General features: G+C 40.0%; 10 protein-coding genes and 1 pseudogene. 9 read left to right on the forward strand and 2 right to left on the reverse strand.

Translation table 11 applies throughout. The features are described from left to right. Positions 1-19: 19 nt before the first annotated feature. Positions 20-2,536: pseudogene (locus tag GGR21_RS10115) on the reverse strand (ATP-dependent Clp protease ATP-binding subunit). A gap of 509 nt (positions 2,537-3,045) precedes the next feature. Here GGR21_RS10115 and GGR21_RS10120 point away from each other — a divergent pair. The 9 genes from GGR21_RS10120 to GGR21_RS10155 all read left to right on the forward strand — a co-directional run bounded on the left by GGR21_RS10120 (position 3,046) and on the right by GGR21_RS10155 (position 13,217). Continuing rightward, entirely contained in the window at positions 3,046-3,615 is a 570-nt protein-coding gene (locus GGR21_RS10120) for an RNA polymerase sigma-70 factor (RefSeq protein ID WP_183307099.1), read from the forward strand. Positions 3,616-3,663: 48 nt separating this feature from the next. Next, a complete protein-coding gene (locus tag GGR21_RS10125; RefSeq protein ID WP_183307100.1) occupies positions 3,664-4,680 on the forward strand; it encodes a FecR family protein in 1,017 nt (338 codons plus the stop codon). A gap of 188 nt (positions 4,681-4,868) precedes the next feature. Further along, positions 4,869-7,094, forward strand: coding sequence for a SusC/RagA family TonB-linked outer membrane protein (locus GGR21_RS10130; protein ID WP_246348049.1), 2,226 nt, complete (start codon positions 4,869-4,871; stop codon positions 7,092-7,094). 39 nt (positions 7,095-7,133) lie between these two features. Further along, positions 7,134-7,520, forward strand: a complete 387-nt coding sequence (locus GGR21_RS20910) for a hypothetical protein (RefSeq protein WP_246348050.1) — start codon at positions 7,134-7,136, stop codon at positions 7,518-7,520. A 136-nt stretch (positions 7,521-7,656) separates the two neighbouring features. Continuing rightward, the gene (locus tag GGR21_RS10135) at positions 7,657-8,718 is read left to right on the forward strand and encodes a winged helix DNA-binding domain-containing protein (protein WP_183307101.1); all 1,062 of its coding nucleotides are present in this window, start codon (positions 7,657-7,659) and stop codon (positions 8,716-8,718) included. Between the two features lie 364 nt (positions 8,719-9,082). Beyond that, positions 9,083-10,240: an NAD(P) transhydrogenase subunit alpha gene (locus tag GGR21_RS10140; protein ID WP_183307102.1), complete on the forward strand. Its 1,158-nt coding sequence runs from the start codon at positions 9,083-9,085 to the stop codon at positions 10,238-10,240. A 12-nt stretch (positions 10,241-10,252) separates the two neighbouring features. After that, the gene (locus GGR21_RS10145; protein WP_183307103.1) at positions 10,253-10,561 is read left to right on the forward strand and encodes an NAD(P) transhydrogenase subunit alpha; all 309 of its coding nucleotides are present in this window, start codon (positions 10,253-10,255) and stop codon (positions 10,559-10,561) included. Continuing rightward, positions 10,561-12,519 carry an NAD(P)(+) transhydrogenase (Re/Si-specific) subunit beta gene (locus tag GGR21_RS10150; RefSeq protein ID WP_183307165.1) on the forward strand — a complete coding sequence of 653 codons (1,959 nt, stop codon included), beginning with the start codon at positions 10,561-10,563 and terminating at the stop codon, positions 12,517-12,519. Before GGR21_RS10145 ends, GGR21_RS10150 begins: the two co-directional genes overlap by 1 nt. Positions 12,520-12,620: 101 nt before the next feature. Continuing rightward, on the forward strand, positions 12,621-13,217 hold the full coding sequence (locus tag GGR21_RS10155; protein ID WP_183307166.1) for an IMPACT family protein: 597 nt from the start codon (positions 12,621-12,623) through the stop codon (positions 13,215-13,217). Between the two features lie 50 nt (positions 13,218-13,267). On the opposite strand, the gene GGR21_RS10160 is transcribed toward GGR21_RS10155, so the two are convergent. Further along, positions 13,268-13,840, reverse strand: coding sequence for a hypothetical protein (locus GGR21_RS10160; protein WP_183307104.1), 573 nt, complete (start codon positions 13,838-13,840; stop codon positions 13,268-13,270). Positions 13,841-13,973: the final 133 nt, after the last annotated feature.

Genomic DNA, 13,973 nt, shown 5'->3' on the forward strand with positions numbered 1-13,973 from the left:
TTACACACATACACTTACCTTACTTTGCTATCGCTTTCAGTTTATCTTTGTCTTTATCTACTTTGAATTTGATAGTACCGCCTTCTTTCACTGCACCAGAAAGTATCAGTTCGGCTATTTCGTCCTCCACATAGTTTTGGATAGCACGTTTCAGTGGACGGGCTCCAAATTGCACATCATACCCCTTGTCTGCCAAAAAGTCTTTTGCCGGCTGATCCAGTTCTATCGTGTAACCAAGCTCTCCCATCCGCTTGTAGAATCCGTTCAATTCGATATCTATGATCTTCTCGATAGAGGTTTTATCTAACTGATCGAATGTAATAATGTCATCCACACGGTTCAGGAACTCAGGCGAAAATGTTTTATTCAATGCTTTCTGAAGCACACTTCTCGAATATTCCCTGTTAGCGGCATCTTTCTTATTGAACCCGATACCTCCGCCAAAGTCTTTCAATTGGCGTGTACCTACGTTCGAAGTCATGATCAGTATCGTATTCTTGAAGTCGATCTTACGTCCCAGACTATCGGTCAGATGGCCTTCGTCCATTACCTGAAGCAATATATTATATACATCGGGATGGGCTTTTTCGATCTCATCGAGTAATACCACAGAATATGGTTTGCGCCGTACTTTTTCACTCAACAATCCGCCTTCTTCGTATCCTACATATCCCGGAGGTGCTCCAACCAGACGCGATACATTAAATTTCTCCATATATTCACTCATATCGATACGGATCAATGCATCGGCAGAGTCGAACAATTGCTCTGCGATCTTTTTAGCCAAGTGAGTCTTACCGACCCCTGTAGGGCCAAGGAACATAAACGAGCCGATCGGACGGTTAGGGTCCTTCAGACCGATACGGTTACGCTGTATCGCTTTCACTATTTTATTTACAGCCTCATCCTGACCAACTACGGCAGCTTTCAGGCTGTCTTTCATGCCGACAAGCTTGAGACCTTCCGATTCACCGATACGTTGCACCGGAACACCGGACATCATGGATACTACTTCGGCAACCATTTCTTCGGTTACAGTTTCCGGCTTTTCTTTCAGCGAAGCTTTCCATTCGGCTTCGGCCGCATCAAGCTTAGCCATCAACTGGCGTTGTGTATCACGGAAACTGGCTGCCAATTCATACTTTTGGGCTTTTACAGCTTCACCTTTTTGCTCGATGACGCCTTTTAACTCCTCTTCTATTTCTTCTATCTCTTTCGGAACCTGAATGTTGGCGATATGCATACGTGATCCGGCCTCATCCAGGGCGTCTATGGCCTTATCGGGGAAGTTACGGTCTGTAATATATCTGTCAGTCAGTTTCACACAAGCTTCAAGCGCAGCTTCAGTATATTTCACATTGTGATGTTCTTCGTAACGCTCTTTGATATTGTGCAATATCTGTAATGTTTCTTCGGCAGTGGTAGGATCTACCATTACTTTCTGGAAACGGCGTTCAAGTGCTCCGTCTTTTTCAATATTTTTACGATATTCATCCAGGGTGGTTGCACCGACACATTGTATTTCACCACGAGCCAGAGCCGGCTTCAGCATATTGGCAGCATCCAGCGAACCGGTTGCTCCACCTGCGCCTACAATGGTATGTATTTCATCGATAAACAATATTATGTTCGGATTCTTGGATAATTCGTTTAATATTGCTTTGATCCGCTCCTCAAACTGTCCACGGTATTTTGTTCCTGCCACTACCGAAGCCATATCGAGGGCAATAACACGTTTATCGAATAATACACGCGAAACCTTCTTCTGAATAATACGTGACGCAAGACCCTCTACTATTGCAGATTTACCGACGCCCGGCTCACCGATAAGTATAGGATTGTTTTTCTTGCGACGACTCAATATTTGCGCCAATCGCTCTATTTCTTTTTCTCGGCCTACTATCGGATCGAGCTTGTTCTCCAATGCAGCCTTTGTCATGTCGATACCAAAATTGTCGAGTACAGGCGTATCTGTGGCCTGTCGAGGTTGTTGAGTGCCAACTCCCCCGGCGTTATTGTTCACCGGTTCGTCGTCTTCGTCATCGTCGTCAGTAAAATCAGCACCCATACGAGGCGATTGCTTGCTGTTCTTATCCAGCAGATCGCTCATACTTTTTATGTAAGTAAATGCTCCGTTATAATCCATATGATATTCTTCCAACAGCATAGCGGCAATATTGTCGTGATCTTTAAGAATCGCCAGAAGCAAATGTTCCGAGTCTGTCTCCTGACTTTTGGTCAAACGGGCTTCCAGAATACTCATCTTTAAGATCTTTTCTGTGCTTTTGCTCAATACTATTTCACTGTTTGGGTATGCATCCTCCTGTTGCTTTAATATGTTATTATCAATACTGTCTTTAAATTCAACTAAATCTACTCCGAAATCTTTCAATGCCTGTATGGCTAATCCTTCTCCGTTGCGGAGAATTCCAAGCATCAAATGTTCAGGTGCCAGATAGTTGGTTTGTTAGCGTCCGGCCTCCTCGCGACTGTAGGTCATGATTTTGCGGACTCTTGGTGAAAAATTATTTTCCATAACCCTGTTATTTGATGTTCTGTGTACTATTACAAATATAAGACTAAATTCTAAAAACTTTTTCAGAGATAATCTTAATTAACTTCTTAAATATTCAAACAAAAATGATGCCATAAAGTTTTTGTATGCATAATAAAGTTAAAAGCCAAATTTCAAACTGTCTATAAATCAATGCAAATATATTTCTTTTTGGTTAAATAATTGTTGTAATTTTGTTATATTGATATTAAATAAATATTTTTTATATCATTTTGTTTGCATAATTAAAAAATCATCTATACATTTGTAATGTATTTTTCATGGTATTAGATTTATGGTTAGGAGTGAAGATTGGTTGTCGCGATGACAACCTTTCTGTTTTATATACACAGAGGAATAATATATAAATATACAATCATCAGTTAATTGTTTCATATATAGCACCTTGCGAAAAAATAATTCAGTTTTAACCATGAAATAAGTTAAATATATTTATTTTCTCTTACATTTGTTAATGCTATTGAGCCAGTATGAAAAGCAGACAAATGAAAGCTGATAATAGTAGTGTTTTTGTTTCCTTTAAGCTTTATTATGATGCAAATGTTTCACATCTGATATTATTTGCCAATCGTTTCGTGCCAATTGATACAGCAAAAGATCTTATTCACGACCTTTTTCTGGAAATATGGGAAAATCTTGATTCCTTTGAAAAATTACCTACTCGTTCTTATCTTTTTAAAGCTGTAAAAAATAGATGTATCAACTACCTGAAAAGAGAGCAGGTTAGAGAAAATTATATTTCGTATATTCAAGTAGAAAATAAGCTTGTAGGACTTGAATACTACGATTCGTTTGAAAAACTGCTTGTAGAAAAAGAAGGAATACAGGAAATATACAATCAAATAGAGGCTTTACCCGACAAATGCAAGCAAATATTCAAGCTGGCCTATTTTGAAGATAAAAAGAATGCAGAGATTGCCATCATATTAGGATTGTCTGTCAGGACAGTGGAACACCAATTATACCTGGGATTAAAGACTTTACGGGATAAGCTACAGCCAAAAAGAAAAAATAAACGAAAATTTTTCATTTTCTTTTAAGTAAATCTTATCAGATACTTGTCTTTTTATAAAAGAGAAAATCTGAATATGGAAAATACGTCGCCAATACCCGAGGATATAATTATCAGAAACATCCAGGATGAAGCAACTGATGATGAAAAGCGTCAGCTAAACCAATGGCTACAGGAGAATAAAAAGCATGTAGAATTATACTGCCAGCTGGAAGAAGTCTGGAGCTCCCGTAATGTATTGGATCAGAATATTCTTCAGGAAGGATGGGACAGGCTCTGTCAAGATATGAAGAGTATAGATCAAAGTCATACATATCCCCTATATCAAAAAATACACTCAAAAATTTCATGGATGCGGTACGCAGCTGCCGTTTTTATAGGAGTACTGATTACATCGGCTGTCTGGTTCGGTCTGAGGCATACGATTCCGGTCGAACAGAAACCCTTTATACAGAATGTCGTGTATAACCGTGAAGGAGTACAACAGCTAATATTGCCTGATGCTTCAGAGGTCTTTATCAACGAAAACAGCAAATTAACATATCCCGAAGAATTTCAGGGAGGGAAGCGTCTGGTATTACTGGAAGGAAAGGCATTTTTCGATGTGCATAAAAACAAAGCATCACCCTTCATTGTCCGTGTAGGCAACATCGATATAGAAGTCACGGGAACAAAGTTTTTCGTTGATGCCATTACAGGCAGTAAGGCCTCTGTCGTACTTATGTCTGGTGGCGTAAATGTAAATTGCTCAGACAACACCGGAAAGAAAACTTTTGCAAAACTTATACCTGGACAGGAAGCAACCATTGATATAGTCACAGGAGGTATTCAGATTGCAAATGTCGATACAGATTACTATACAGTATGGAAAGATGGTACTTATCGTTTTACGGATGAACCTCTTGACCGAATTATCAGTTTCGTATCCAGACGCCTCGGTCAGGATATACAGATATCACCTTCTCTCAGAGCAAGGCGATTTACGGGAAGGATAGCTTCTGATGACGATATTAGGAGCATATTGGCAGTAATTAGTAAGAGTTATCCTATTAAATATCAAATAACAGATAAAAAAGTAAAGATATATGAATAAAAAATGACTTCAATTTGTCTAACCTTAAAATCTTGTGCCAATGAAAAAATTATAGTTAACCTTTAAAAAGAAAAGCCGGAAAACAATTGCTTTCCGACTCCCAGAGTTTTCAATTTTAATAACCTTGCCAACAACCTCATATCTTGGCGGATCCGGTTGAAGGCGATAAATTAAAAACAATCAAATGTATGAAAAAATACAGATTTAGAATTCCAATTTCCAAACATTTATTACTTATTATGAGAATAAGCTACTTTTTATTCTTTATTGGAATATTACAAACACAGGCAACAAACACTTATGCTCAAGAAACGTCACTCACAATCCATGAGAACAGTATCGAACTTGAAAAACTCTTTAAGAAGATAGAAGCGCAAACCGACTTTTACTTCTTTTATAGCAACGATAAGATCGATAAAAGCATAAAAGTCAATATCAACGTGGAGAATAAGACTATTTATGAAATATTAAATGTTGTATTGAAAAACACCAATATCATTTATCAGGTAAAAAATAAGGCTATTATTTTAAATCTGGATAAGGATTTGAAACAGCTTCAGCAACCTCAACAACCTTCCAGGAAAAAGATTACAGGAACAGTGGTTGACGAACAAGGTATACCCATCACCGGAGCCAGCATAGCAGAAAAGGGCACGACAAATGGGGTCATGACCGATGCTGACGGCGGTTTTACTATTTCAGTATCCGAGAATGCAATTATTCTCGTATCATTTGTCGGTTATATAGCCCAGGAGATTGCCGTAGGTAATCAAAGTGAGTTGAATATATTGTTGAGAGAAAACCTGAATATATTGGATGAAGTGGTGGTTGTCGGATTCGGAACTCAAAAGAAAGTGAACCTGACGGGATCTGTTAGTACAATCGACTCGAAGATGTTGGAAAACAGACCTGTTATGACGGCTGCACAAGCGCTACAAGGTGCGGCTGCCGGATTGCAGATAACACAGAATTCCGGAAGCATGGAAAGTAGAGCCAGCATAAATATCCGTGGCGTAGCTACTATTGGAGAAGGTTCGAGCGGGAGTCCACTGATATTGATAGACGGCATGGAGGGCGACATCAATGCCATCAATCCGCAAGATATAGAAAACATATCGGTATTGAAAGATGCTGCCGCATCTTCTATCTATGGCTCGCGCGCACCTTTTGGTGTCATATTGGTTACGACAAAAAAAGGACGAAGCGGAAAAGCAACATTAAACTATAATAACAGTTTTCGCTGGACTTCTCCGATGTTATTGCCTAAGACTGCCGATTCCTATACGTTTGCATTATTCTTGAATGACGGATGTATAAACGGTGGAACTACTCCTTTTTTCTCAGATGATAAGATACAGAGAATATTAGATTATCAAAACGGGAAAATAACAGAGTCTATTGTTCCTAATCCGAGCAATCCGTCCAAGTGGGGAGACGGCTATGTTTATGGGAATGATAATGTAGACTGGTTCAAAGCTATTTTCAGGGATGAGGCTTTCTCCCAGGAGCACAATTTAAGTATCAATGGTGGCTCCGAAGATATGCACTATTTTGTCTCTGCCAACTATTTGGGACAAGATGGGCTAATGCAATTTAACCAGGACAAATACAACCGTTATAGCAGTACAGTAAAGCTGGGTGCGAAAGTGACAGATTGGTTGCAATTTAATTATAACAGCCGTTTTATACGTGAAGATTACGGTCGTCCTACCGATCTTACTAATAATTTATTTTATTATCTGGTTATCCGAGGCTGGCCGACATTGCCGTTGTATGACCCTAATGGCCAACTTTATAGTTCTCCGACCCCGGCATTAGGCTTGCGTGACGGTGGGCGCGACAATAAAAGAACAGATAACCTATACCAGCAGGCGCAACTTGTCTTTGAGCCGGTTAAAGGTTGGAAGACGTTTGGAGAGTTTAATTACCGGATAGAGAATATAGAGCGCAGTTGGGATTATCAAAAGTTATACAACCACGATGTAGATGGTAATCCATACGTTTACAGGAGCGGCTCACATGTATATGAAGGCCATATTACAAGTAACTTTATGAATACCAATATCTATTCGGAATATAGTAAACAATTAAAGTCAGGCCATAATTTTAAGGGAATGGTCGGTTTCCAGGCCGAACTTATGAAATATAAGACTATTTCGCTACAGCGCGAAGGCATAATTGTATCTACACTTCCATCGGTCGATCTTACATCCGGTATCGACGCCAGCGGAAAAGAAGTTACACCTACTGTTAGTGGAAGTTTCTCGGATTGGGCGACAGCCGGTTTCTTCGGCCGTATCAATTACGACTATAAGCAACGCTATCTGGCAGAAATAAATTTACGTTATGACGGAACTTCACGTTTCAGATCTGATAAACGTTGGAAGATGTTCCCTTCTTTTTCTTTAGGTTGAAATATTGCACGCGAAAATTTCTGGCAACCGTGGGAACATATGGTAGGAACATTGAAGGTAAGGGCTTCTTATGGAGAATTGGGTAATCAGAATACAACAAGCTGGTATCCTACTTACCAAACAATGTCTGTCAACGCATCCAACGGCACCTGGCTGATAAACGGCGCAAAACCGAACACAGCATATGCACCCGGATTGGCAAGTTCATTATTAACATGGGAACGGATTAAAATTTGCACAATAACGCTCTTTCTTCTTAACACCACTTACACTACGAACTGGTTTATACAGCAGGAAAACCCGGATATTCAGGTTTTTCTGTCTGTTGGCCAGTGTTTGTATTTTATAAGAAAAATCTGGGATAAAACATTGACAATAAGACAAAAAGAATTTGCAGCAGTTTCCACAGGTAACTGCATAAAGTGAACACAAAAAGAATATCCACAAAAGTGAATTAAATGGATGACTAAAATCAATGTATCGTGCAAAACACAGGAAGAAATATATTTACTCCCATATTAAATAAAAATTTTAACTTTGGTATTGATAAAACAATACTATAATGGATACAGCAGAATTACTCAACATTCGCCTATACAACCAGTTACTTTCGGTTCATAATATACAGACGCCCGGTGAAATTGTGGCATGGATGGGAGCCATGCAATCCCAGGCACTCGATATGGCTAAATGGGCAATTGGTGTCCGGTTAGAAAACAAGCATGTTAGCGACATTGAGGAAGCTTTAAATACAGGCCAGATTATTCGTACCCACATACTGCGTCCAACCTGGCATTTTATTTCTGCTGAAGATATTCACTGGATGTTCAATTTATCCAATCCGCGACTGAAGCCGATCTATCGCTCATATGCAAAAACATACAATGCCGACGAACCACTTATCTATCGTACCATTCCTATTTTGGAAAAGGCGCTGATGGATGGTAAACATCTGACCAAACAGGAGATTGGCAATGCCTTGCTAGAACAAGATGTGGTGCTAGATGACAATCATTTGAAGTCTTTACTTTCCTACGCTGAAATGGAAGGAATTCTGGTTAACGGCCGTATAAATGGAAACAAACAAACCTTTACGTTACTGGAAGAATGGGTTCCCGGCAAAAAGACACTCAGCAAGGAGGAAGCATTGGAGCGCTTGGCCCGGAAATATTTCACAAGCCACGGTCCGGCTACTATTCACGATTTTATCTGGTGGTCAGGATTGTCGATCACCGAATGCAAACTAGCTGTCAGGCTAATTGAAACCGATTTTGTTTGCGAAACTATTAACGGACGTGATTTTTGGATGAAAAACGATATAAAGGTTCCTCCGGTTGATAAAAATTCAACTTTACTGCTCCCTCCTTTCGACGAATTTGTAGTCAGCTATAAAGACCGTTCCGAAATTATAACAGATACCCACTATGGCAAAGTGATGACAAAGAATGGTTTGTTTTCCCCTACGATTATGCTGAACGGGGAGATTATCGGTTCATGGAAAAAAACCATGCAAAAAGGTTCAGCAAAGACAACTCTTTCTTTCTTTCAAAAAACTCAGAAAAAGATTCTACAGCTCTTCGATCCTGAAATAAAACGGCTGGAGAATTTTTATTCCTCCAGATAAAACAAAAAAATTAGAATAAGAGGCTGTCCCAAAAGTTTGATTCCGCCTCTATTCGGTTTTTATAAGCCTCAATATACGCATTCCCTAAATAAACAAAAATAGCATAATCAGAAACACCCCGAATCACATATCAATTTCACACCAAAACAACCAGAACAACGACAAAACACATTGTTAAAAATCAAAAAAAACGTCAACTTGTCATTCTGCTAAAATCGCATAAAATAATATTCAAAAATATATTATGATATATCTTCTTTTTATTATATTTGAAGACAAATTGTAAGCCCTTTTCATTGATTTTTACAAAACAGGACTTATAAGACCAGAAAACTTAACTGTAAATCTAAAAACCAATAACATTATGATTATCGGAATTCCTAAAGAAATTATGCCCGGTGAAGCTCGAGTTTCAGCAACCCCTGACACCGTGAAAAAATTTATCACAGACGGTGCAACCGTATTAGTAGAACAGAACGCCGGAGCGGGATCATTCTTCTATGATGACGAATACGTAAAAGCCGGAGCACAGATTATAGCCTCGGCAGAAGAGATTTTCCAGAAAGCCGATCTGATACTTAAAGTAAAAGAACCATTATTCAACAAGAACTACAATAAACATGAGGTAGACCTGATGCACGAAGGTCAATACCTGATCACATTTATACATCCGGCTTCCCCGGTAAATCATGAAATGGTGAAAATGCTGGCAGCCAAAGGCGTTATCAGTATGACACTTGACGGTGTTCCCCGTATTTCCCGTGCCCAAAACATGGATGCCTTGACATCGATGAGCACATGTGCTGGATACAAAGGCATTTTGATTGCAGCAAATGACATGGCTAAATTTATTCCTCCGATGTTTACTGCCGTAGGTTCGGTACAGCCAGCCAAAGCCCTGGTTATAGGCGTCGGTGTCGGTGGGTTACAGGCCTTAGCCACAGCCAAAAGGCTAGGAGCCATCACTTATGCGACAGACATTCGTCCTGCGGCTATGGAACAAGCCCAAAGTTTAGGAGCCAAAATAATAGACATGGGAATACCTGCTGATCTGGCTGTAGGAACAGGGGGGTATGCCAAAAACCTGCCCGAAGAGTGGATCATAAAGGAACGGGAGAAATTACGCGAGGTTATAAAAGACATGGACATTGTCTTCTGTAGCGCATTAGTTCCCGGCAAAATGGCACCGATACTCATCACTGAGGATATGGTAAAAGAGATGCCTAACGGCTCCGTACTGGTAGACATATCTATCGATCAGGGAGGAAACTGCGATATTACTCCTGCAGGAACGAAAGATGTTAAACATGGGGTAACATTGATAGGGATCAAAAACATTCCGGGATTGTTGCCGACCAGTTCTACCTGGATGTTTGCCAACAATGTGTACAATCTCGTTAAATATCTGACAAAAGATGGTAAAATAGAACTCGACAGAGCCGACGAGATTGTAGACTCCATCCTTGTTTCCATCGATGGTCAGGTAGTACACACAGGAGCACTGGAAGCCATGAATAAATAATAGAATCGAATAATGAATCCAATATTTCTGATAATAATATTTGGGATAACGTCGATTGTCGGTTATCTCATAATAAAGAATGTGCCAAGTCTTTTACACACCCCTTTAATGACAGGAATGAATGCCTTGGCAGGAATCTGCCTTCTGGGAACAATTGTCACTGTGGGGTATTCGTATCAAAACGGAGGTACAGGCCTGGTTATCGGTCAGATTTTCGGTGGAATAGGGGTTATCCTGGCCACGGTGAATGTAGTTGCCGGATTTGGAGTCACACACCGGATGCTGCAAATGTTCAACCCTAAGAAAAAAGACAAGGAATGATGACAGAAACAATATACTACATTGTTTGCAGTGTACTCTCGCTACTATCTTTACTCGGTATATCCATGATGAGTAAGGTACGCACATCTGTAGCAGGAAATCTGATCCTTTCATTTTGTCTTCTGGCCGGAGTAATAGTAACACTGATATACTACCAGATATTCGAAGTAACAACGATTTACGCATTCATACTTGCCGGCACAATTGTAGGTGCCATTATGGCCTATAAAGTGCAGATGATACAGATGCCACAGACAGTAGCGATGCTGAACGGGCTGGGAGGATTGGCAGGAGGTATTGTCGGGATACTGACACTTATCAATATCGGGGTAAAACCATCCAATTATCCTCTTTTTGTCAATGTCACTGCCACTTTGGCTATTGTGGTGGGTATGGTTACATTTGTCGGGAGTATGGTAGCCGCAGGAAAACTGCACAGGCTTATATCCCAAAGGCCTATTGTGTGGAAAAATCATCATCTGATTTCTGTCATACTGATTATAATGATGATCGCATCCGTCATATTTGCATTCTTTATAGGGGATGGTTACGGTATTATATCCAATATCTACTTTATATTGATATTAAGTACTGTTTCAGGTTGTCTGTTTGGACTAACATTCTCGATCCGGATAGGTGGCGCCGACATGCCGATAACAATATCTTTATTGACTTCTTTGGCCGGAGTTGCCGCCGCTATCGCCGGAATGGCAATAGGAGACCTTCTTGTAGTCGCTATCGGAGGCATTGTTGGTTCATCGGGACTTGTACTCACACAGATTATGTGCAGGGCTATGAATCGTAGCTTAATGACCATACTGATGGGTAAAACGTCTGTTGCTCCGACTAAAGAAACAGCCGCAAAACAAGGAATAGCGAAACCTAAAGAATCTGACACTTCAAAGGAACAATCACTTAGCGAAGTTGTAAGAGCCGCCAAACGGGCGATCATTGTTCCCGGCTATGGAATGGCGCTGGCACAGGCGCAGCATCAGGTAAAGCAACTGGCCGATGCTCTGGAAAAACAAGGCACGGAAGTTAGATACGCCATACATCCTGTGGCAGGAAGAATGCCCGGACACATGAATGTGTTGCTGGCCGAAGCTGATGTCGCTTACGACCAACTGTATGAAATGGATGCCATAAATGACGATTTCAAGGATACGGATCTGGTCGTGGTCATAGGAGCAAACGATGTGCTGAATCCGGCCGCGAAAGATGCCGTAGACACACCGATATATGGAATGCCGATACTGAATGTGGATCTGGCAAGACATATCATTATCTGTAACTTCGACCTGAAACCGGGTTATGCCGGGGTGCCCAATCCGCTTTATGAAATGAAGGAAAAGGTATTGATGTTATTGGGCGATGCCAAAGAATCGCTGAATAAGATAATCGGTGAAATAAATACCGGTAAAACATCTGTTTCCGAACCTGCATCTGAAGGCATAAACATAGGGGATGTTACAAAATCCGCCAAACGGGCGATCATTGTTCCCGGCTATGGAATGGCGCTGGCACAAGCGCAGCATCAGGTAAAGCAACTGGCCGATGCTCTGGAAAAACAAGGCACGGAAGTTAGATATGCCATACATCCTGTGGCAGGAAGAATGCCCGGACACATGAATGTGTTGCTGGCCGAAGCTGATGTCGCTTATGACCAACTGTATGAAATGGATGCCATAAATGACGATTTCAAGGATACGGATCTGGTCGTGGTCATAGGAGCAAACGATGTGCTGAATCCGGCCGCGAAAGATGCCGTAGACACACCGATATATGGAATGCCGATACTCAATGTGGATCAGGCAAGACATATCATTATCTGCAATTTCGACCTGAAACCGGGTTATGCCGGGGTGCCCAATCCGCTTTATGAAATGAAGGAAAAGGTATTGATGTTATTGGGCGATGCCAAAGAATCGCTGAATAAGATAAAAAATGAATTAAATTAATTTTTACTGATATTCATGTAAAGAGACACTATTAAGTGTCTCTTTGTTTTATATTAAGGGCACAACCGTTTGAGTTTTATAAAAACATTATCTTTGTGCCTATGGAGGATGCTTATAAAACAATAACGAATATATCCAAAGCTACATACACTGAAAAGCGCAGTAAATTTATTGCGTATGCTATTCCTATACAAACCGTAGAAGAGGCAAAAGCCGAAATAGATAAACTCCGGAAAGAATATTACGATGCTCGCCATGTATGTTGGGCTTATATGTTGGGTGCCGACAGGCTGGAGTTCAGGGCAAACGATGACGGGGAGCCTTCGGGCACAGCCGGAAAGCCAATACTGGGACAAATAAATTCGAACAAACTGACAAATATACTGATAGCCGTTATCCGTTATTTTGGTGGAATAAAACTGGGCACAAGCGGACTGATCGTCGCATATAGAGAAGCTGCCGCAGAAGCTATCGCAGAAGCAGATATAATAGAAAAAACCGTCGATTTGCAGATATCATTCGGATTCGAATATCCATTTATGAATGATGTAATGAAAGTTGTAAAGGATTTGGAACCTTCTATCCTAAAACAGAGCTATGAAATGGATTGCCTGATGACTCTCGAAATACGAAAAGCTAAATTTGACGAATTAAAAAACAGACTTGAAAAAATAGAAAGCCTAAGGTTTATAGAATAAAAAAGAGGAAGTATTTCTTCCTCCCCTCTATGTTATTTTATTCAAGCTACCTATAGTTCCTTAGTCTTATCAACCTTATCTATTGTCTCCATCTGACAAGAAAATTCGCCGTAATATGTAAATCTTGGCCTAAGATTTTCGGATGTCTTATGGTATAAAGTTACAGTTCCATAACCATCCTTATCTATATTTAGTGAATAAAAATATTGCACTTTAAATTTATCAAATCTTTTTTGCTGAATGTCTATAATATACCCTCCATCCTTCTGAGGCTTAACTTCGTATACAAGTTCATCTCTCATCTCTATTGTAGGAGCATTATAATAGTTCTGATACCTTTGCCGGGCATCATTATTAAATACGCCTTTTCTATCCAGGGGAAGACAAACAGTGAGCACATTATCTGCAAGGCTTAAGTAATAAGGACCTTCCAGATACTCGGGACTTTGATCTATTTTAGAACGTTCAAACTTCTCTGGCTTAAAATATACAGTGATATTTTTCACCTGAACAGGGGCCGATTCATTAAGATCTACATTCGTTTTGTCCTGAGCCAACAAGCCAACTGGCAATATCATAAGACAAAACAGTAGAAAAACCAGGCTCTTTACAATTTTTTTCATACAAATCAGATACTAAAAGTATAACAACGAAACTCAATATGTTATAAATCTAATAAATATGCACTGTAAAAACAAAATAAACATCTTAAAAAAAGTAAAAGGATTTATCTGATAAACAGATATATCCCTTTAC

The sequence above is a fragment of the Dysgonomonas hofstadii genome, assembly GCF_014196915.1.
Taxonomy (GTDB): Bacteria; Bacteroidota; Bacteroidia; order Bacteroidales; family Dysgonomonadaceae; genus Dysgonomonas; species Dysgonomonas hofstadii.

Coding starts and splice junctions, on each gene's coding strand:
- GGR21_RS10160 (WP_183307104.1), bottom strand. CDS start 13,840: ATGAAAAAAATTGTAAAGAGCCTGGTTTTTCTACTGTTTTGTCTTATG.
- GGR21_RS10130 (WP_246348049.1), top strand. CDS start 4,869: ATGAAAAAATACAGATTTAGAATTCCAATTTCCAAACATTTATTACTT.
- GGR21_RS20910 (WP_246348050.1), top strand. CDS start 7,134: ATGGTAGGAACATTGAAGGTAAGGGCTTCTTATGGAGAATTGGGTAAT.
- GGR21_RS10120 (WP_183307099.1), top strand. CDS start 3,046: ATGAAAAGCAGACAAATGAAAGCTGATAATAGTAGTGTTTTTGTTTCC.
- GGR21_RS10145 (WP_183307103.1), top strand. CDS start 10,253: ATGAATCCAATATTTCTGATAATAATATTTGGGATAACGTCGATTGTC.
- GGR21_RS10135 (WP_183307101.1), top strand. CDS start 7,657: ATGGATACAGCAGAATTACTCAACATTCGCCTATACAACCAGTTACTT.
- GGR21_RS10140 (WP_183307102.1), top strand. CDS start 9,083: ATGATTATCGGAATTCCTAAAGAAATTATGCCCGGTGAAGCTCGAGTT.
- GGR21_RS10125 (WP_183307100.1), top strand. CDS start 3,664: ATGGAAAATACGTCGCCAATACCCGAGGATATAATTATCAGAAACATC.
- GGR21_RS10155 (WP_183307166.1), top strand. CDS start 12,621: ATGGAGGATGCTTATAAAACAATAACGAATATATCCAAAGCTACATAC.
- GGR21_RS10150 (WP_183307165.1), top strand. CDS start 10,561: ATGACAGAAACAATATACTACATTGTTTGCAGTGTACTCTCGCTACTA.